Origin of the sequence: Microcoleus sp. PH2017_28_MFU_U_A, from assembly GCF_020738035.1 — a bacterium.
Taxonomy (GTDB): Bacteria; Cyanobacteriota; Cyanobacteriia; order Cyanobacteriales; family Microcoleaceae; genus Microcoleus.
This window is the reverse complement of record NZ_JAEQCX010000040.1, coordinates 40,203-54,743: the sequence shown is the minus strand read 5'-3', so window position 1 is coordinate 54,743 and position 14,541 is coordinate 40,203. Positions and strand designations below refer to the sequence as shown.

General features: G+C 45.8%; 14 protein-coding genes. 9 read left to right on the top strand and 5 right to left on the bottom strand.

From position 1 onward, the window contains the following. The first annotated feature begins 93 nt into the window (after nt 1-93). The 5 genes from JGK14_RS08710 to JGK14_RS08690 all read left to right on the top strand — a co-directional run bounded on the left by JGK14_RS08710 (nt 94) and on the right by JGK14_RS08690 (nt 4,015). Nucleotides 94-516, top strand: a complete 423-nt coding sequence (locus JGK14_RS08710; RefSeq protein ID WP_293176370.1) for a hypothetical protein — start codon at nt 94-96, stop codon at nt 514-516. A gap of 245 nt (nt 517-761) precedes the next feature. Further along, nucleotides 762-1,619, top strand: a complete 858-nt coding sequence (locus JGK14_RS08705; RefSeq protein WP_293176372.1) for a hypothetical protein — start codon at nt 762-764, stop codon at nt 1,617-1,619. Between the two features lie 466 nt (nt 1,620-2,085). Beyond that, nucleotides 2,086-3,168, top strand: a complete 1,083-nt coding sequence (locus JGK14_RS08700) for an RNA-guided endonuclease InsQ/TnpB family protein (protein ID WP_293195818.1) — start codon at nt 2,086-2,088, stop codon at nt 3,166-3,168. A gap of 188 nt (nt 3,169-3,356) precedes the next feature. Continuing rightward, nucleotides 3,357-3,758, top strand: coding sequence for a GNAT family N-acetyltransferase (locus tag JGK14_RS08695; RefSeq protein ID WP_293176534.1), 402 nt, complete (start codon nt 3,357-3,359; stop codon nt 3,756-3,758). Nucleotides 3,759-3,886: 128 nt separating this feature from the next. After that, complete coding sequence (locus JGK14_RS08690) at nt 3,887-4,015, top strand: hypothetical protein (protein ID WP_293195820.1); 129 nt, start codon at nt 3,887-3,889, stop codon at nt 4,013-4,015. Here JGK14_RS08690 and JGK14_RS08685 read toward each other — a convergent pair. Together JGK14_RS08685 and JGK14_RS08680 are read right to left on the bottom strand one after the other, a co-directional pair. Beyond that, on the bottom strand, nt 3,995-4,726 hold the full coding sequence (locus JGK14_RS08685) for a WecB/TagA/CpsF family glycosyltransferase (protein ID WP_293176378.1): 732 nt from the start codon (nt 4,724-4,726) through the stop codon (nt 3,995-3,997). The genes JGK14_RS08690 and JGK14_RS08685 overlap by 21 nt on opposite strands. 171 nt (nt 4,727-4,897) lie before the next feature. Continuing rightward, nucleotides 4,898-5,035, bottom strand: a complete 138-nt coding sequence (locus JGK14_RS08680) for a hypothetical protein (RefSeq protein ID WP_293190302.1) — start codon at nt 5,033-5,035, stop codon at nt 4,898-4,900. Nucleotides 5,036-5,146: 111 nt separating this feature from the next. Between JGK14_RS08680 and JGK14_RS08675 the strand changes: the two genes are divergently transcribed. After that, a complete protein-coding gene (locus JGK14_RS08675; protein ID WP_325314965.1) occupies nt 5,147-8,356 on the top strand; it encodes a glycoside hydrolase family 15 protein in 3,210 nt (1,069 codons plus the stop codon). A gap of 104 nt (nt 8,357-8,460) precedes the next feature. Here the strand turns inward: JGK14_RS08675 and hisB are convergent, their stop codons facing one another. Together hisB and fabI are read right to left on the bottom strand one after the other, a co-directional pair. Next, nucleotides 8,461-9,102, bottom strand: coding sequence for an imidazoleglycerol-phosphate dehydratase HisB (gene hisB, locus JGK14_RS08670; protein WP_293176536.1), 642 nt, complete (start codon nt 9,100-9,102; stop codon nt 8,461-8,463). A gap of 168 nt (nt 9,103-9,270) precedes the next feature. Continuing rightward, nucleotides 9,271-10,047 carry an enoyl-ACP reductase FabI gene (fabI, locus tag JGK14_RS08665; RefSeq protein ID WP_293130545.1) on the bottom strand — a complete coding sequence of 259 codons (777 nt, stop codon included), beginning with the start codon at nt 10,045-10,047 and terminating at the stop codon, nt 9,271-9,273. Nucleotides 10,048-10,364: 317 nt separating this feature from the next. Between fabI and ntcA the strand changes: the two genes are divergently transcribed. The 3 genes from ntcA (at nt 10,365) to ruvX (ending at nt 13,821) form a co-directional block, all read left to right on the top strand. Then, the gene (gene ntcA / locus JGK14_RS08660; protein ID WP_293145473.1) at nt 10,365-11,030 is read left to right on the top strand and encodes a global nitrogen regulator NtcA; all 666 of its coding nucleotides are present in this window, start codon (nt 10,365-10,367) and stop codon (nt 11,028-11,030) included. Nucleotides 11,031-11,107: 77 nt separating this feature from the next. Further along, nucleotides 11,108-12,796: a DUF3084 domain-containing protein gene (locus JGK14_RS08655; RefSeq protein WP_293210222.1), complete on the top strand. Its 1,689-nt coding sequence runs from the start codon at nt 11,108-11,110 to the stop codon at nt 12,794-12,796. Nucleotides 12,797-13,410: 614 nt separating this feature from the next. Continuing rightward, entirely contained in the window at nt 13,411-13,821 is a 411-nt protein-coding gene (ruvX, locus tag JGK14_RS08650; protein WP_293216890.1) for a Holliday junction resolvase RuvX, read from the top strand. 79 nt (nt 13,822-13,900) lie between these two features. On the opposite strand, the gene JGK14_RS08645 is transcribed toward ruvX, so the two are convergent. Beyond that, entirely contained in the window at nt 13,901-14,500 is a 600-nt protein-coding gene (locus JGK14_RS08645) for a hypothetical protein (RefSeq protein ID WP_293176390.1), read from the bottom strand. Nucleotides 14,501-14,541 lie beyond the last annotated feature (41 nt).

The following is a 14,541-nucleotide window of genomic DNA, read 5'->3' as shown; positions in this document are numbered from 1 at the left end:
GCAACCTAACTCTGTGAATTCAGATTCCATCTCTTGAGAGCAAAACAGTTCCATAGATCGCGATTAAGGGGTAGCACATTGATTTCCACAGCAATGCAAAATCAAGAAATCACAGATTTTGGAATCAAACTGATTGCAACGGTGAATGGGATTGCAGCCTTACTGCACTTGGGTTTCTGGATATTTGCTTTCCTGCGGCTGCCCCGTCCATCGGTTGTCGAGACAGAAGCAGAACGTGTTGACCTAATCGTGACTTACGGGTTGGGAGTTGCGGATCTTTTATGGTCTGTACCTCTGTTGATTGTGGGTTGTTTTTGGCTTTACAATGGCAGGGAAATTGGTTGGCTAGCGGCACAAATGGCAAACGTGCTTTATTGGTACTCTTTTACGTTCATTCTGATCCGCGAACTGAATGCTAAGTCTATTCGTTTTGGCACCCTGCTATTTTCGCCGTTTGCGATGTTCTCACTGTGGGCGGCCTGGTATCTATGGCAGGTTCGCACCATGTTTTATTAACCAGAAAATAGATTAGATTAATAGTGCAGAAAAAGTTCTAGCTGGATGATTCTGAAGCAAAACTACTGGTTGGAAAAGTCTTGTTGAACGAGGCTTTGCACAATATGAAAACAGCGCGATTTGTAAGAGCGATCGAGCAAATGGCTCGATAAAATCTACGCTTTAGTCATGACATTCAGGGAAATTGCCTGCGTTTAGTAAGCGGGATAGTTAGATATAAATTCCACCTTTTTGCCGATCGTTGAATGAAACATACCGCAATTGATATGCCGCGCATTCCCACCGCGCCGAGTTCAATTCAGAAGGGAGTTCCTCTGAAGCATCTGCTTGGGTCAGAAGCAGTTGATTGTTTGGCACACAATATCTTGCTCGCGTACCCGCAATTTGATGAAAAATCGTTTCGTCAGGTTGCGTTAGATGGATTGGATTCGCTTGAACTTATGGAACGCGGCCGACATCTGGCATTAGCACTCCGTCAATGTTTGCCTGATAAATATGCGACAGCTATTGAGATACTTGTGGCTTCTTTGACACCGCCACTAACTCAAACAGATGGACTAAAACTGGCAGTATTTTTTTATCTTCCTCATATTTGTTTCATTGCTAAGTATGGTATAGAACTAAAAGATAATGATGGACAAGATCCGTTTGAAATATCCATGCTTGCCCAATACGAACTTACCAAACGGTTTAGTGCGGAGTTTTCCATACGACCGTTTCTAATTCAACAACAATATCGCACCCTTTCGCAACTGCTTGATTGGACATCGGATCCAGACCCCCATGTCCGTCGTCTTTGTTCTGAAGGTACGCGATCCAGACTTCCTTGGGGAACGCGAATCCCCGCTTTCATCGCCAACCCAGCCCCCGTATTCCCAATCCTTGATGCCCTGAAGGACGATCGCAGCCTTTACGTGCGTCGCAGTGTCGCCAACAATCTGGGCGATATTGCCAAAGACCACCCCGAACAGGTATTTGCAATTTGCGATCGTTGGCTAAACGGTGCCTCTAATGAAGTCAAATGGCTCATCCGCCATGCTCTTCGGTACCCAGCAAAAAAAGGAAATAAAACCGCTCTCCAACTTAGAGTCGCAGCTAAATAACGAAAATCACTTTAATAAACCTCTCCTAAAAAGATTCTGGAGGCCTTGCTATATGACGATTTTAAAATACAATAAAAATAAAAGTGTTTTTGTTGCGTAAGTCATATTTGAATTAAATTTCCAATCAAATATCGATCGAGAAGGCAGAACCATGATTGAGACGACTAATCTGCAACTACTCCCCGTCGAACGGATACACATCAAGGCTTTTTTGAGCAGTAAAAGCGAGCTGGCAGAACTTTTGCAAGTCACAGTACCTAATAACTGGCCGCAGTTCCCTCACCGAAAACGAGCGGGAAGCCCCGGGCTTTAGACATGGGGAGGAACGCGGCTGCGACTTATTTAGTCGCCTACATCTTTTTTGAGAATAAATCTTTTCATAGTCGCCTACAAAATGTTTTTTATTGGCAAAATCCCACCTTAAATAAGATTGCTATGCTAATCTAATAATCAGGAGGAAATAGAAATGTTTGGATGTCAACAAAATCTCATTAGTCCCGATAATAATCTCAAAGCAATTCTAGAATTCCTGTGCAGTGAGTCATCAAAATTGACGAATTGCGGAATTTATTATGCTCGACAGATGTACTTCAAGACTGGTAAAATACCGACGAGGGCAGAGTTACACAAAGTGTTAGGCACGGAGAATCAAAATCTGCATTACAAGGCATTCTATTCGGACACGGCACAGCAGATTTTAACTACTGTCGCCGAGTCTTTTAAATCCTATATTGGACTTCTAGAAGGCATCAAAAAAGGGACGGTAACTCAAAGACCTAGATTACCTAATTATCGACAAGGTGGTCTAGCTTTGGTGACTTATACAGGTCGCTCCGTTCGACTTAAAGACGGACTTTTGAGATTTCCGCTGGGTACTAAAGTTAAAGCCTGGTTCGGATTGGATGCTTTTTATCTACCTTGGCCTACAAACTTAGACGACAAAGCAATCAGAGAATATCGAATCCTACCTAGAAACGGCTGCTTCTATTTGGAATTAGTCTACAAAACGGCAGATATCCAAGCAGATGTAGACCCATCTAAAGCTTTGATGATCGACCACGGAATGAACAACTGGCTAACTTGTGTTAGTAATATAGGAACTAGCTTGATCGTTGATGGGTTACATTTGAAGTCGCTCAATCAAGGATACAATAAGCGTGTTGCTTTTTTGATGTCAGGGAAGGCAAATGGTTATTGGTCAAAACGACTGGCGCGTTTGACAGAAAATCGCAATCGGACGATGCGAGATGCTATTAATAAAGCAGCTCGAAAAGTGATAAATCATTGCTTAAGCAACAATCTTGGTACTGTTATATTTGGTTGGAATGCTGGCATGAAGAATGCTATTAATCTTGGCTCTCAAACCAATCAGAATTTTGTGCAAATTCCGACGGGTAGACTCAAGAATAGAATTGCTAAACTGTGTGAAGAATACGGGATTAAGTTTGTAGAAACGGAAGATTCGTATACTTCCAAGGCTTCATTTATTGACCTTGATTTGCTACCTAAATTCTGCGAAAAACTTTCGTGGGTGGCAACCTTGTGGTAAACGAGTTAAGCGCGGATTGTATCGTACTCTTGAAGGTTTGTTGATTAATGCAGACTGCAATGGGGCAGCGAATATTGGTCGAAAAGTAGCGGCAACCTTGGGGATAAGTCTCAAGGGAGTCAGTAGAGGTGCTTTGATAACGCCTTTGAAAGTCCCTTTGTGGTCTTAGTCAAGAATCCCCCTGATTCATCAGTGGGGAGTATCAAGCATTTTCCCTCCCTGAGGATGAATCCTTACCGCTTTCTAATGGTTGGAATGGATATTTGTTTATTCACCCGCAACAGGCAGTGCTTGTGGGTAATGGAGGTTTCAAAGGTGAACCAAATGAGTCGGGCATTGTAGAAATTGGTTATGAAATAGCTGCCGAATACTGGAATCGCGGATTGGCAACTGAGGCAGTACAGGGGCTAATTGACTATGCTTTCGATCGCGAGGAAGTGCGAGCAGTCAACGCTCATACTCTGGGTGAAGCTAATGCTTCCAATCGGGTACTACAGAAGGTGGGGATGCGGTTTGTGTCCGATGTTGTTCATTCTCAATTAGGTACAATCTGGCTCTGGCAGATCGATCGAGATTCTGCCAATCGTTGATGGAATTGATGAGGATTTTTGTAGCAAGGTCAACAGGTGCGATCGATCGCCCGCAATGACTCGCCAGTTGTTTCGAGCATCCGCTTTAACACTCGCTACATCACCTGTGCTTCATCATCATGTAGAATATGCTGAATCTGTCAAATAAATTAACCACAATTATTGTAGAGACGGGTTCGCGGGCGATCGCAAATATCAGCAATAACACCCGCAAACCGGATTTGATTGGGAACTTTCTAAGCTCGCAAATCGCCTAAAGCTTTCAAGGCAAATTGTGGCAAAGCCAACATCCTGCGCCAGCGCCAAGGTTCTTGATAAAGCCGGTACAACCATTCTAAATGATTGTCGCAAAACCACGCCGGTGCGCGGTCTTTTGTTCCAGCCCAAATATCAAAACTGCCGCCAACTCCCACCCAAATTGACTGCGGACAAAGGTGGCGGTGTTCGGCAATCCAAAACTCTTGGCGCGGCACTCCTAAGCCGACAAAAATAATTTTTGGCTGTATTTGTTTGAGGCTTTCACAGAATTCTGTTTCTTCCTCAGCAGAAAGATAGCCGTGTTGAGCAGAAATAGACAATCGATTAACTTTTTGCTGCCAACTTTCCGCCGCCTTCGCCGTGACTCCGGGCGCACCTCCAAAGAAAAATATTGGTTCGGAATTCGGCAATTTTCCGGCCTGTTGCAGCAGCGATTCTGCTAGTTCAATCCCCGGAAACCGCTGTGCCGATTTGCCGCGCATTCGCAAATACAGCACTACTCCAGAACCGTCGGGTATCACGAGCTCGGCAGAGCGAATTACATCGGCTAAAGCCGGGTTTTGTTCGGCTTGCATTGCCATTTCAGCATTCAGCGTCACGACGTGAGTCCCTAACCCTTGATGCAGGCGCTCTATCAGCCAACCTGCATAATCGTCTAATATGTGAACTGGTAGTCCCAGCACTGAAAATTGCGGGCGCGATCGATCCATATTTCTTTCTTTGAGATTCCTACACACCTAGTTGTTTAAATTAGCTTAGTTTGGCGATCGCCCTCAGACAAGTCTCGGACGCAAAAAACCCGATTTTTGGCACCAAAAGTCTGTTAAGTCATCATTCTGTGGCCGATAAACCGGGTTTTTGGTCGAAATCGCGATCGCCTCTTAGCGTTCCATTTTCTTGACAGAGCCGTCAGCGTACCATTCCATCGGCACGAGTTCAATTTTACCATTAATTTTCACTGTAGAGTAGACAATCTTTACGAAAGCAACGCTGTTGTTATTGTTGTTGCGGCTAGACATGGCAAATACCTTGTTATGTTTGTAGAACTTGAGAAATGATAGAAACTCTGATATATTTAAAAGTCTATTCACCGCAATTCGGCTCGCATCAGGAAAACTAAGGAAAACGAAATGGCGATCGCAACAACCCAGCGGCAAACCCGGTTAGATTATTACTACCAGCAAATCAAAAACGTCATCCTCAAACGCCAGAACCCAATAACCGGTTTGCTGCCGGCGAGTACGGCTGTTAACGCCCACGGCGACTACACCGATGCCTGGGTGCGCGATAACGTGTACAGCATTTTGGCAGTGTGGGGTTTGGGTTTAGCTTACCGCAAAATTGATGGCGATCGCGGCAGAACATTTGAACTCGAACACAGCACAGTCAAACTAATGCGCGGCTTGATGTTTGCGATGATGCAGCAAGCAAACAAAGTCGAACGTTTTAAAAATACTCAATTGCCCCTAGATGCCCTGCACGCTAAATACAATACTCAAACCGGAAACATTGTTGTCGGCGATGACGAGTGGGGACACTTACAGTTAGATGCTACATCTATATTTTTGTTGATTCTTGCTCAAATGACGGCTTCTGGATTGCATATAGTTTTTACAATCGATGAAGTCAATTTTGTCCAAAATTTAGTTTACTACATCGGTAGAGCTTACCGCACTCCCGATTACGGAATTTGGGAAAGAGGCCATAAAATCAATCGCGGTAATGCCGAATTAAATGCCAGTTCTGTGGGTATGGCAAAAGCAGCACTGGAAGCAATCAATGGATTGGATTTGTTCGGAGTTAACGGTTCTCAAGCATCGGTAATTCACGTTTTGCCGGATGAAATTGCCAGAAGCCGCATCACTTTAGAATCGCTTTTGCCTCGCGAATCTAGTTCAAAAGAAGTAGATGCTGCTTTATTGAGCGTGATTAGTTTTCCTGCTTTTGCTGTGGAAGACAAAGAATTAGTAGCACGGACTCGCAATAAAATTATTGACAAATTACAGGGAAATTACGGCTGCAAGCGGTTTCTGCGGGACGGACACCAAACAGTTTTAGAAGATGCCGATCGCCTGCATTACGAACCGACAGAATTAAAGCAGTTCGAGCATATAGAATGCGAGTGGCCGCTATTTTTCACTTATCTGCTCTTGGACGGTATATTTGAGGGAAATCAAGCCCAAGTCGAAGAGTACCAGCAGCGTTTGGCATCTCTGGCAGTCGATCGCTCTGGTTTACCTTTACTACCAGAATTGTACTACGTCCCCGCCGTAAATATAGAAGCCGAAAAATTAAATCCCCGCAGCCAGAAGCGCTTACCCAACGAAAATGTTCCCCTAGTTTGGGCGCAAAGTTTATATTTTCTCGGTCAATTGCTGAACGAGAAATTAATTGCAGTGGGCGATATCGACCCGCTAGGAAGGCATCTGTCAGTCGGCCAGCAAAGAGAACCTTTAGTGCAAATTGCCCTGTTAGCTGAAGACGAAGATTTGCAAGCAGAACTAGCCGCTAACGGCATTGCAGCCCAAACGCCCAAGCAGGTAGCACCCATTCAAGTCCGCCAGACTAAGGAATTATCCGCTATTTACGCGGAGATTGGACGCAACGATCCGCTAGGCTTAACCGGCCGCCCCGTGCGCCGTTTGCGGAGTTTGACGACTTCCCGGGTGTTCAAAATTTGCGGAGAGGCGATCGTATTTCTCCCCTCATTTTTGGACCCAGAAGAATTTTACCTAACTCTAGACTACCATTTTCTAGTATCTAAAATCCAAAGTGAAATCGCTCACATTCACCGCCACTGGTATCAGTTGGGACGCCCCACAGTAACGCTAATGTTAACTCATGCGATGCTGGAAACCGGCCGGGAAGCGTTGTTAGACTTGATGAAAGAACTCCGGGACGGACACTGCAAAAACACGCCAGTTAAACTCGGGAATCTCAACCAGTTAATGCTGACTGCGGGTACGGAAAGAATTGATTTCATGCACGATTTTGAATTCACCGAATCTCCGGTAACAGGTGCAATAGAAACCCGCAGCTATCTCGGTTACAATCCCGAAAAAACTTGGCCTTTGGGTCACACGCAAGAATTCAAACTAGAGTGCGAAACTAATACTAAATTGCTGCTCGCTAGCCTGCGCGGTTCAGAGAACTTGTACGAACAAATAGAGCTGCTGCACACATTGATTCGACTAAAAGGACTAAATTTCGATACAGGATTTGGATGCGCCGAAGCAACAGTAAAAGTTGTGGATTTGCTCAACGAAGTTTATACAAAAGCTGGAGAAAGTTCGCAGTCAAAAATCCAATGGGCAGTCATCCGCCATGCTGCTGGATTGCTGGACAAGGTTGATATCAGCTTGTCGGATGCGGTGACAGACATTTTGGTCAGGCAAAAACAAATTGCTGTGGGGAAAGCCTACAGCGAAGATTCGGTGATTTCGCGGCCTGGTTCTTACATGGAAGTGATGGACAAAATCCGCCAATTCTGCGGAGAAGATGTTCGCGATCGAGTTCTCACCCAAGAAGTTATTATCTATCTCAGCGTCCTAATTAAAGCCGAACCGCAGTTATTTAAAGGTCTGCTGACACTGAGAGTTAGCTACTTTATTTTGTTGTTGACCAGCGAATTAGCCCGCGAATTGGGAGTTACGCAAAACGAAGCTTACGAACATTTAATGCAGCTAAGTCCCTTTGAAATCAAAAATCGCCTGCGCCAAGTGTTGACAGAATACGAGGAAATGAATCAAATCCTCAAAGAGCAAGAATCTCTGCGCGTCAAACAGCCGGAAAAAGATATTGAATGGGTAGTCGCGCCTGTTTTTGAAGAACCACAAATGCCTGCGGGAGGATGGCGCCGGAAGCGGCAAATGGAAGGTGCAGTCAATCGCGTGCCCAAGGATTTTTATCCGAATGTCTGGGGATTGCTGCGGCACTGTAAAGGCTTGATTATTGGCGACAAATTAGAGCGCCGAAATCGCTTGGACAGCGATGTTATTTTATCGGAAATGACCCCGGGCGAAAAGAATTTTGCGCTACAAATTGAGCATTTGCTGAACAAGATTGTGGCACCGGAATATCGACAAGTAAATATTGAGGCGCTGATGGAGTTGGCGGCGATCGCCCAGCGGAATCCAGAATTGAAAGTAGAAGAATACATTGTTTTAGATGTATTAGTCGGTCACGCGGTGCGGCTGAATTGGCAAGGAAAACACCCGGAAAGAGCGGACAGGTATGATGAAGATAAGGCGGCGGCGTGGCAAGGTTTTTACAATACTTCGCCCTACGTTTGTGCGAGTCACGTCCTCGATGCTTTCCGATTCTTGACGACGTTTGGATAGGTAGTAGGGTGTTGTGAATTTAAATTGCATATTCGGGGTGGTGCTGCGAAGCCCACCCCACTAATTGTTTGATTGTTTTTTGGGACGCAGTTACTACCCCTAAACTACAAAACTCCTTTAGAGCTCGGAATCCGACTGGCGCGCCGAGGATCGATCGCCACCGCCATCCGCAGAGCCCGCGCAAATGCCTTAAACGCGGCTTCGACAATGTGATGAGAATTCCCGCCCTGCAACTGTCTGACGTGCAGTGTCATTTGAGTGTGGTTCACCACCGCAGCAAAAAACTCTCTCACTAACTCGGTGTCGTAACTACCGATGCGCTGGGTGGGAATTTCCAAGTTGTAACTTAAATGAGGCCTTCCCGAAAAATCTAGCACTACTTCAATTAATGCTTCATCCAGCGGGGCGATGAAGTGTCCGAAACGAGAAATGCCCGATCGATCTCCGACAGCTTTTGCTAGGGTTTGACCTAAGGTAATGCCCACATCTTCGTTCGTGTGATGGTCGTCGATCGCCAAATCGCCGATCGCCTGCACGTCCAAATCAATCAATCCGTGAGAAGAAATCTGCTGCAACATATGGTCTAAAAACGGAATTCCTGTAGACGCCTTGCAAGTTCCCGAACCGTCGAGATTGAGGCTGACAGTGACATCCGTTTCGAGTGTTGTGCGCTTCACCAAGGCGGCCCTGGCGATCGTGTTACTAGAAATTGGAGGAGGTACAGGCGGGCGATCGATTATTTCCATAATTCGCAATTGGTCATTCATTAGAATTAATTAGTAATTTGGGATTAACACTTTTGTAGCGAACAAAAGACAGTTATTGACAGTTGACTGTTTGCAAATCTTGCTGTCAACTGTCTAAAAACTTCGCTGTCAACTGTCAACTGTCAACTGTCAACTGTTTAAAAGCTGTTACATTCCCATGATTTCGTAACCGGCATCGACATACAAAACTTGACCCGTAATCCCGCTAGATAGATTGCTGCACAGAAAAGCCGCAGCATTTCCCACTTCCTGCTGAGTTACCGTCCGCCGCAGCGGTGCCACTTCCTCAACGTGGTGGATCATGTCCAGAATGCCGCCAACTGCTGACGAAGCCAGAGTCCGAATCGGGCCTGAAGAAATGGCATTTACCCGAATATTTAACGGGCCGAGTTCCGCCGCCAGATACCGAACATTCATTTCCAAAGCAGCCTTAGCAATTCCCATGACATTATAATTAGGAACTACCCGCACACCGCCCAAATAAGTTAGCGTGATAATACTGCCGCCTTCGGCCATCAGCGGTTTAGCAGCAGCACAAAGCCGCACCAGCGAGTAAGCGCTAATATCCAAAGCATTGGAGAAGCCTTGACGCGAGGTGTTGCTGAAATCTCCGGAAAGTTCGTCTTTGCCGGCAAAAGCCAGACAGTGAACTAGGACATCTAACTTGCCCCACTTGTCGGCGATGGTTTTAAAAGTAGACTCGATTTCGCTTTCGTCTTGGACATTGCAGGGCAGATACAGACTGGGATTGAGCGGTTCCACGAGTTCAGCGACTTTGCGCTCGTGCTTGCCTTTTTCGTCCTTCAAATAAGTTATGCCGAGATTAGCCCCAGCTTTGTGGAGCTGCTGGGCGATGCCCCAGGCGATCGAGCGATTGTTGGCAATGCCCGTAACAAGAGCATTTTTTCCGGTCAAATCTATCATCTGTATTTTTTTAAGAAGCAACTAGCACCGTTCTCATTGGCTGTATGCGACAACCCCGCCAGTTTAGACACAACCGATTCAGATTTAACTGATTCAGACACAATTGAGACACAATTGATATTAATTTTGCTGTGGAGCTAGATGGGGCGGAATTGAAAAAGTTAAGAGAAGGGCTAGATTTAATCATACAGCGTGTGCTTACCTTAACATTAGATGACAGTAACAGAATCCCTAGAGATTGGAGGTTGGGCAGTATATTTACTCAATAAGGTTAATCGACAAGTTACAAAGTATTGATTAGTACAAAGGATCTCGTCGTGACACATGATAGACCGCTAGCAGCCGTGTTCCGCCAAATCAGCGGCGGGGCGTTTCCGCCCATTGTCGAAAACTTTGAACGGGGCAAGACAATTTTTTTCCCTGGAGATCCGGCTGAGCGCGTCTACGTTCTCATTAAAGGCGCTGTGAAGCTCTCCAGGGTGTACGAAGCAGGGGAAGAAATTACAGTCGCCCTCCTGCGCGAAAACAGCGTATTTGGGGTGCTGTCTCTGATTACGGGACACAGATCGGATAGGTTTTACCACGCGGTAGCCTTTACACCGGTGGAATTGATCTCGCTGCCGATCGAACAAGTCGAGAAAGCGCTCAAGGAAGACCCGGAATTGTCGATGGTGATGCTCCGGGGACTCTCTTCTCGGATTTTGCAAACCGAGATGATGATCGAAACGCTGGCACACCGAGATATGGGTTCGAGACTCGTCAGCTTTTTGCTGATTCTATGCCGGGATTTTGGGGTGCCGAGTACGGATGGGATTACGATTGATTTGAAGCTGTCCCATCAGGCGATCGCCGAGGCGATCGGCTCGACGCGGGTAACTGTGACTCGTTTGCTGGGGGATCTCAGACAAGAAACAATGATCTCGATCCACAAGAAAAAGATCACAGTTCACAATCCGGTGGCCTTAAGCCAGCAATTCACTTGATGCCGAGAAATTATACGATTTTGGATTTTGGATTCTTTCTTCAATCCAAAATCCACAATCTAAAATAAGAAATCGGAATGACTGCTGGATACATCTTAATATTTGTAATGTTAGTGTTGGGCGGCGTGATCGCTACTGTTAGCGATCGCCTTGGGACGAAAGTCGGCAAGGCCAGATTGAGTTTGTTCAAACTGCGCCCCCGCGATACCGCTGTTGTAGTGACAGTGATGGCCGGCAGCATCCTGTCAGCCATTACTCTGGGCATTTTATTTGCTACCAGCAAGCCGCTGCGAACCGGAGTTTTTAGCATAGACGAGATTCAAAAAAGACTCAACAACGCCCGCAGAGAAATCAAACAAGCCACTCAAGAGAAAAATCGAGTTGAAACTGAATTAGCTCAAGCTTTGGCGGCTCAATCCCAAGCTAAAGCCAATTTAGAGCAAATTAATCAATCGCTCCAAGCAGCTAATGCCGAGCAAGCTAAGACGCAAACAAAATTAAATTCGCTGCGGGCCCAACTTAACAGCGTGCAAGCAGCCAAGTCTAAAACTGAACAGCAGTTAAGTCAGGTAGAAGCGGCTAAATCGCAAACGGAAGAACAGCTTGCTACTGTGGAAGCGGCTAAATCTCAGACAGAAGAACAATTGAAATTGGTGGAAACGGCGCGATCGACTACCAGAGTTCAGCTCGATCGCACTGAGAATCAATTGAAGACTGTTTCAGGGCAAAAAACGACTTTGAGCTCGGAAATCGCCCAACTGCAAGCGGAACGCCAACAGTTAATCGAGCAGCGAGAGCAGGTTAAAACTCAAATTGCTCAGCGGGACAAGGAAATTGCCCAGCGAGAGGCAGAAATTACAAAACGAAATGTGGCAATTGTCGATCGCAACAAGCTAATTGCTGAGCGAGACAAGGAAATTGCCCAGCGTGCGGAAAATCTCGCCCAGCGCGATCGCATAATTGTCGAGAGGGACAAGGTAATTGCCGAGAGGGAAGCACTTTTAGAAACCCTGGGACAGCAACAAGCTCAACTCGAACAGCAACAAACTTTATTGCAGCAGCAAATGCAAGTTTTGGAACGCGATTTTCAAGCCATCCGCGAGGGAACAGTTGCGATCAGGCGCGGTCAAATTTTAGCTGCTGGTGTTGTTAGCATCAAAGAAGCGGGTACGGAAAGCCGCGCGATCGATCGACTGTTGCAAGAAGCAAATAAAACCACCGTCGAACTGATGCAGCCGGAAAATAATAAGGTTAGAGAGCAGGTTATTCAAATTACTAAAGCGGAAATCGATCAATTAATCAGTCAGATCAAAGACGGTAAAGACTACGTGGTGCGGATTGTAGCCGGCGCTAATTACCTGCGACAAGAAAAGGTAATTAAGGTATTTGCAGAAGCCGAAATCAATCGAGTGGTGTTCCGGGCTGGAGATGTGATTGCAGGGGTTGCTGTCGATCCGGTAACTTTACCTGACGAACAGGTGCGACAACAGTTGCAGCAATTGATCGAAGCTTGTCAATTTCGCGCTCGGTTAATTGGTGTTGTCGGCGGTAGAGTCCAAGTTGCGGACAATCGGATTGAAACTTTGGGCGGTTTTGTCGATCGACTGCAACAATACGATAAACCGCTGGAAGTTCGGGCGATCGCCGCGGATGTCACTTACATCGCCGGGCCGCTGAAAATAGATTTAGTTGCTCTGTCAAACGGAGTCGTGGTTTTCCGCACCGGACAACAAGATCCAGGTAGGGGAGATTTGAAACTTAGATAAGAAGTGCGATCGATTTTGCACCGATTCAAGATAGTAGGGTGCGTCGCCATCTGCAATTTGCAAATCAAATCGACAATCTCACAGCAACGCACCGCCAGAATCAGATACGCCTTCTGATATCATGTCTGGTCGATTACCATAACAAAAAACGGTTTGTAGTGCGGACTTCAGTCCGCTCAATATTGCCGGTTTGTAGTGCGGACTTCAGTCCGCTCAATATTGCGGACTTCAGTCCGCACTACGAACGAATCTTGCTGCGGTCAATGGATGGGAGACGATATCGATCGAAACAGAGAAGTAAAGATTGTGGCAAAAACCCGGTTTCTGATTGCTGCGGGGAGTCAAAGAAACCGAGTTTTTTCGATAAATTAAAACGGGAAAGCAAAGATTGTGACAAAAACCCGGTTTCTGATTTTAGGCATTATATGGTCGCACGGATTCCCATGATGATATAATATGTCAATCCTGCAAAAAAGTCAAGTAAAATAAGTGCGATCGCCCGCCAAGATTTTGCGACAGTCAAAAATGCAAATATTAGATTAGATATAGGTTGGCGATTGAGTTGGCCGGCGCTCGATCGCAACTACAAACTTATTAACACAGGACTCATAAATATGATTTTAGGTTTCGATCCGGGTAAAGACAAGTGCGGCATCGCCGTGATGGGTAGAGATAAGAACGTCTGCTACCATCAAGTTGTGCTGTCCGACGAAGCAATATCTACCATTCAATCACTGTGCAAACAGTTTCCGATCGAGTTATTAGTCATGGGAGACCAAACAACTTCTAAAAGTTGGAAACAAAAACTCAGTCAGACTTTGTCGCCCTTTATCAAAATTGTGCAAGTTGACGAGAGGTTCAGCAGTTTGGAAGCGAAGGATCGTTACTGGGAAATGTACCCTCCGACGGGCCTTTCTCGCTTGATTCCCCAGGGAATGCGGACTCCGCCGCGGCCTGTAGATGATATTGTGGCGATCGTCCTAATTGAAAGATATTTAAACAAGCAGTTGACATTTGACAGTTGACAGCGAGGTTTTTAAGCAAGTTCTAAAAACTTTGGGTTTAGTGCGAAATCCTATTTTTTACTGAATAAGTGAAATCTAGCTAAGTCTGTTGAACCATCCAAACCAAGAATCCTAAAATGGTTTCCACGGGAAGCAGCGGATAATCGGTAAGATCGATCGCCACAGTTGTTCCTGAAAGCTTGAGAAAACGCCATTGAGTGCCGCTGCTGATACAACCGTAGATAGTTGCGATCGGGTGTTCTGCTGCTTCGTTAAAGCGCTGTGCTGCTACCATTTCAGCAATACATTGACCGATCCCTTCGTTCAAATCGGCTTTTTTTGCTTCCACAACTACGATCGCAGGTGCTTCAACGGTAAGCTGTTCGGGCGATCGGCTAATTAAAAAATCGACGTATCCGGTAAGATCGCAACTGGGGTCAACATTAAATTCCCGTCCCGAAAATAAACTGATTTGGCGGTTCATCAAGCGCCGGACTTCTTGCAAAACTGGGTAGACAAGGGCTTCCGATCTCGCTTTTTCGGAACCAACTGCGATCGTCCAAGGCAAATCTTCTAATTCGCTAGTCAATCTCGGACTGGGATTAATTGATTCCACCTCAGGAAAAAACCGAGTGCCCTCCACGATAGTTAACTGAAAGTCTTTTTTAGCTTTAGTAATTGTGAATTGACTGTAAGGCATAATGTGCGATCGCTCTTTATGAAATTGAAAATGCTATAGAC

Coding starts and splice junctions, on each gene's coding strand:
- JGK14_RS08710 (WP_293176370.1), top strand. CDS start 94: ATGCAAAATCAAGAAATCACAGATTTTGGAATCAAACTGATTGCAACG.
- JGK14_RS08705 (WP_293176372.1), top strand. CDS start 762: ATGAAACATACCGCAATTGATATGCCGCGCATTCCCACCGCGCCGAGT.
- JGK14_RS08700 (WP_293195818.1), top strand. CDS start 2,086: ATGTTTGGATGTCAACAAAATCTCATTAGTCCCGATAATAATCTCAAA.
- JGK14_RS08690 (WP_293195820.1), top strand. CDS start 3,887: ATGCTGAATCTGTCAAATAAATTAACCACAATTATTGTAGAGACGGGT.
- JGK14_RS08685 (WP_293176378.1), bottom strand. CDS start 4,726: ATGGATCGATCGCGCCCGCAATTTTCAGTGCTGGGACTACCAGTTCAC.
- JGK14_RS08680 (WP_293190302.1), bottom strand. CDS start 5,035: ATGTCTAGCCGCAACAACAATAACAACAGCGTTGCTTTCGTAAAGATT.
- JGK14_RS08675 (WP_325314965.1), top strand. CDS start 5,147: ATGGCGATCGCAACAACCCAGCGGCAAACCCGGTTAGATTATTACTAC.
- hisB (WP_293176536.1), bottom strand. CDS start 9,102: ATGGAAATAATCGATCGCCCGCCTGTACCTCCTCCAATTTCTAGTAAC.
- fabI (WP_293130545.1), bottom strand. CDS start 10,047: ATGATAGATTTGACCGGAAAAAATGCTCTTGTTACGGGCATTGCCAAC.
- JGK14_RS08655 (WP_293210222.1), top strand. CDS start 11,108: ATGACTGCTGGATACATCTTAATATTTGTAATGTTAGTGTTGGGCGGC.
- ruvX (WP_293216890.1), top strand. CDS start 13,411: ATGATTTTAGGTTTCGATCCGGGTAAAGACAAGTGCGGCATCGCCGTG.
- JGK14_RS08645 (WP_293176390.1), bottom strand. CDS start 14,500: ATGCCTTACAGTCAATTCACAATTACTAAAGCTAAAAAAGACTTTCAG.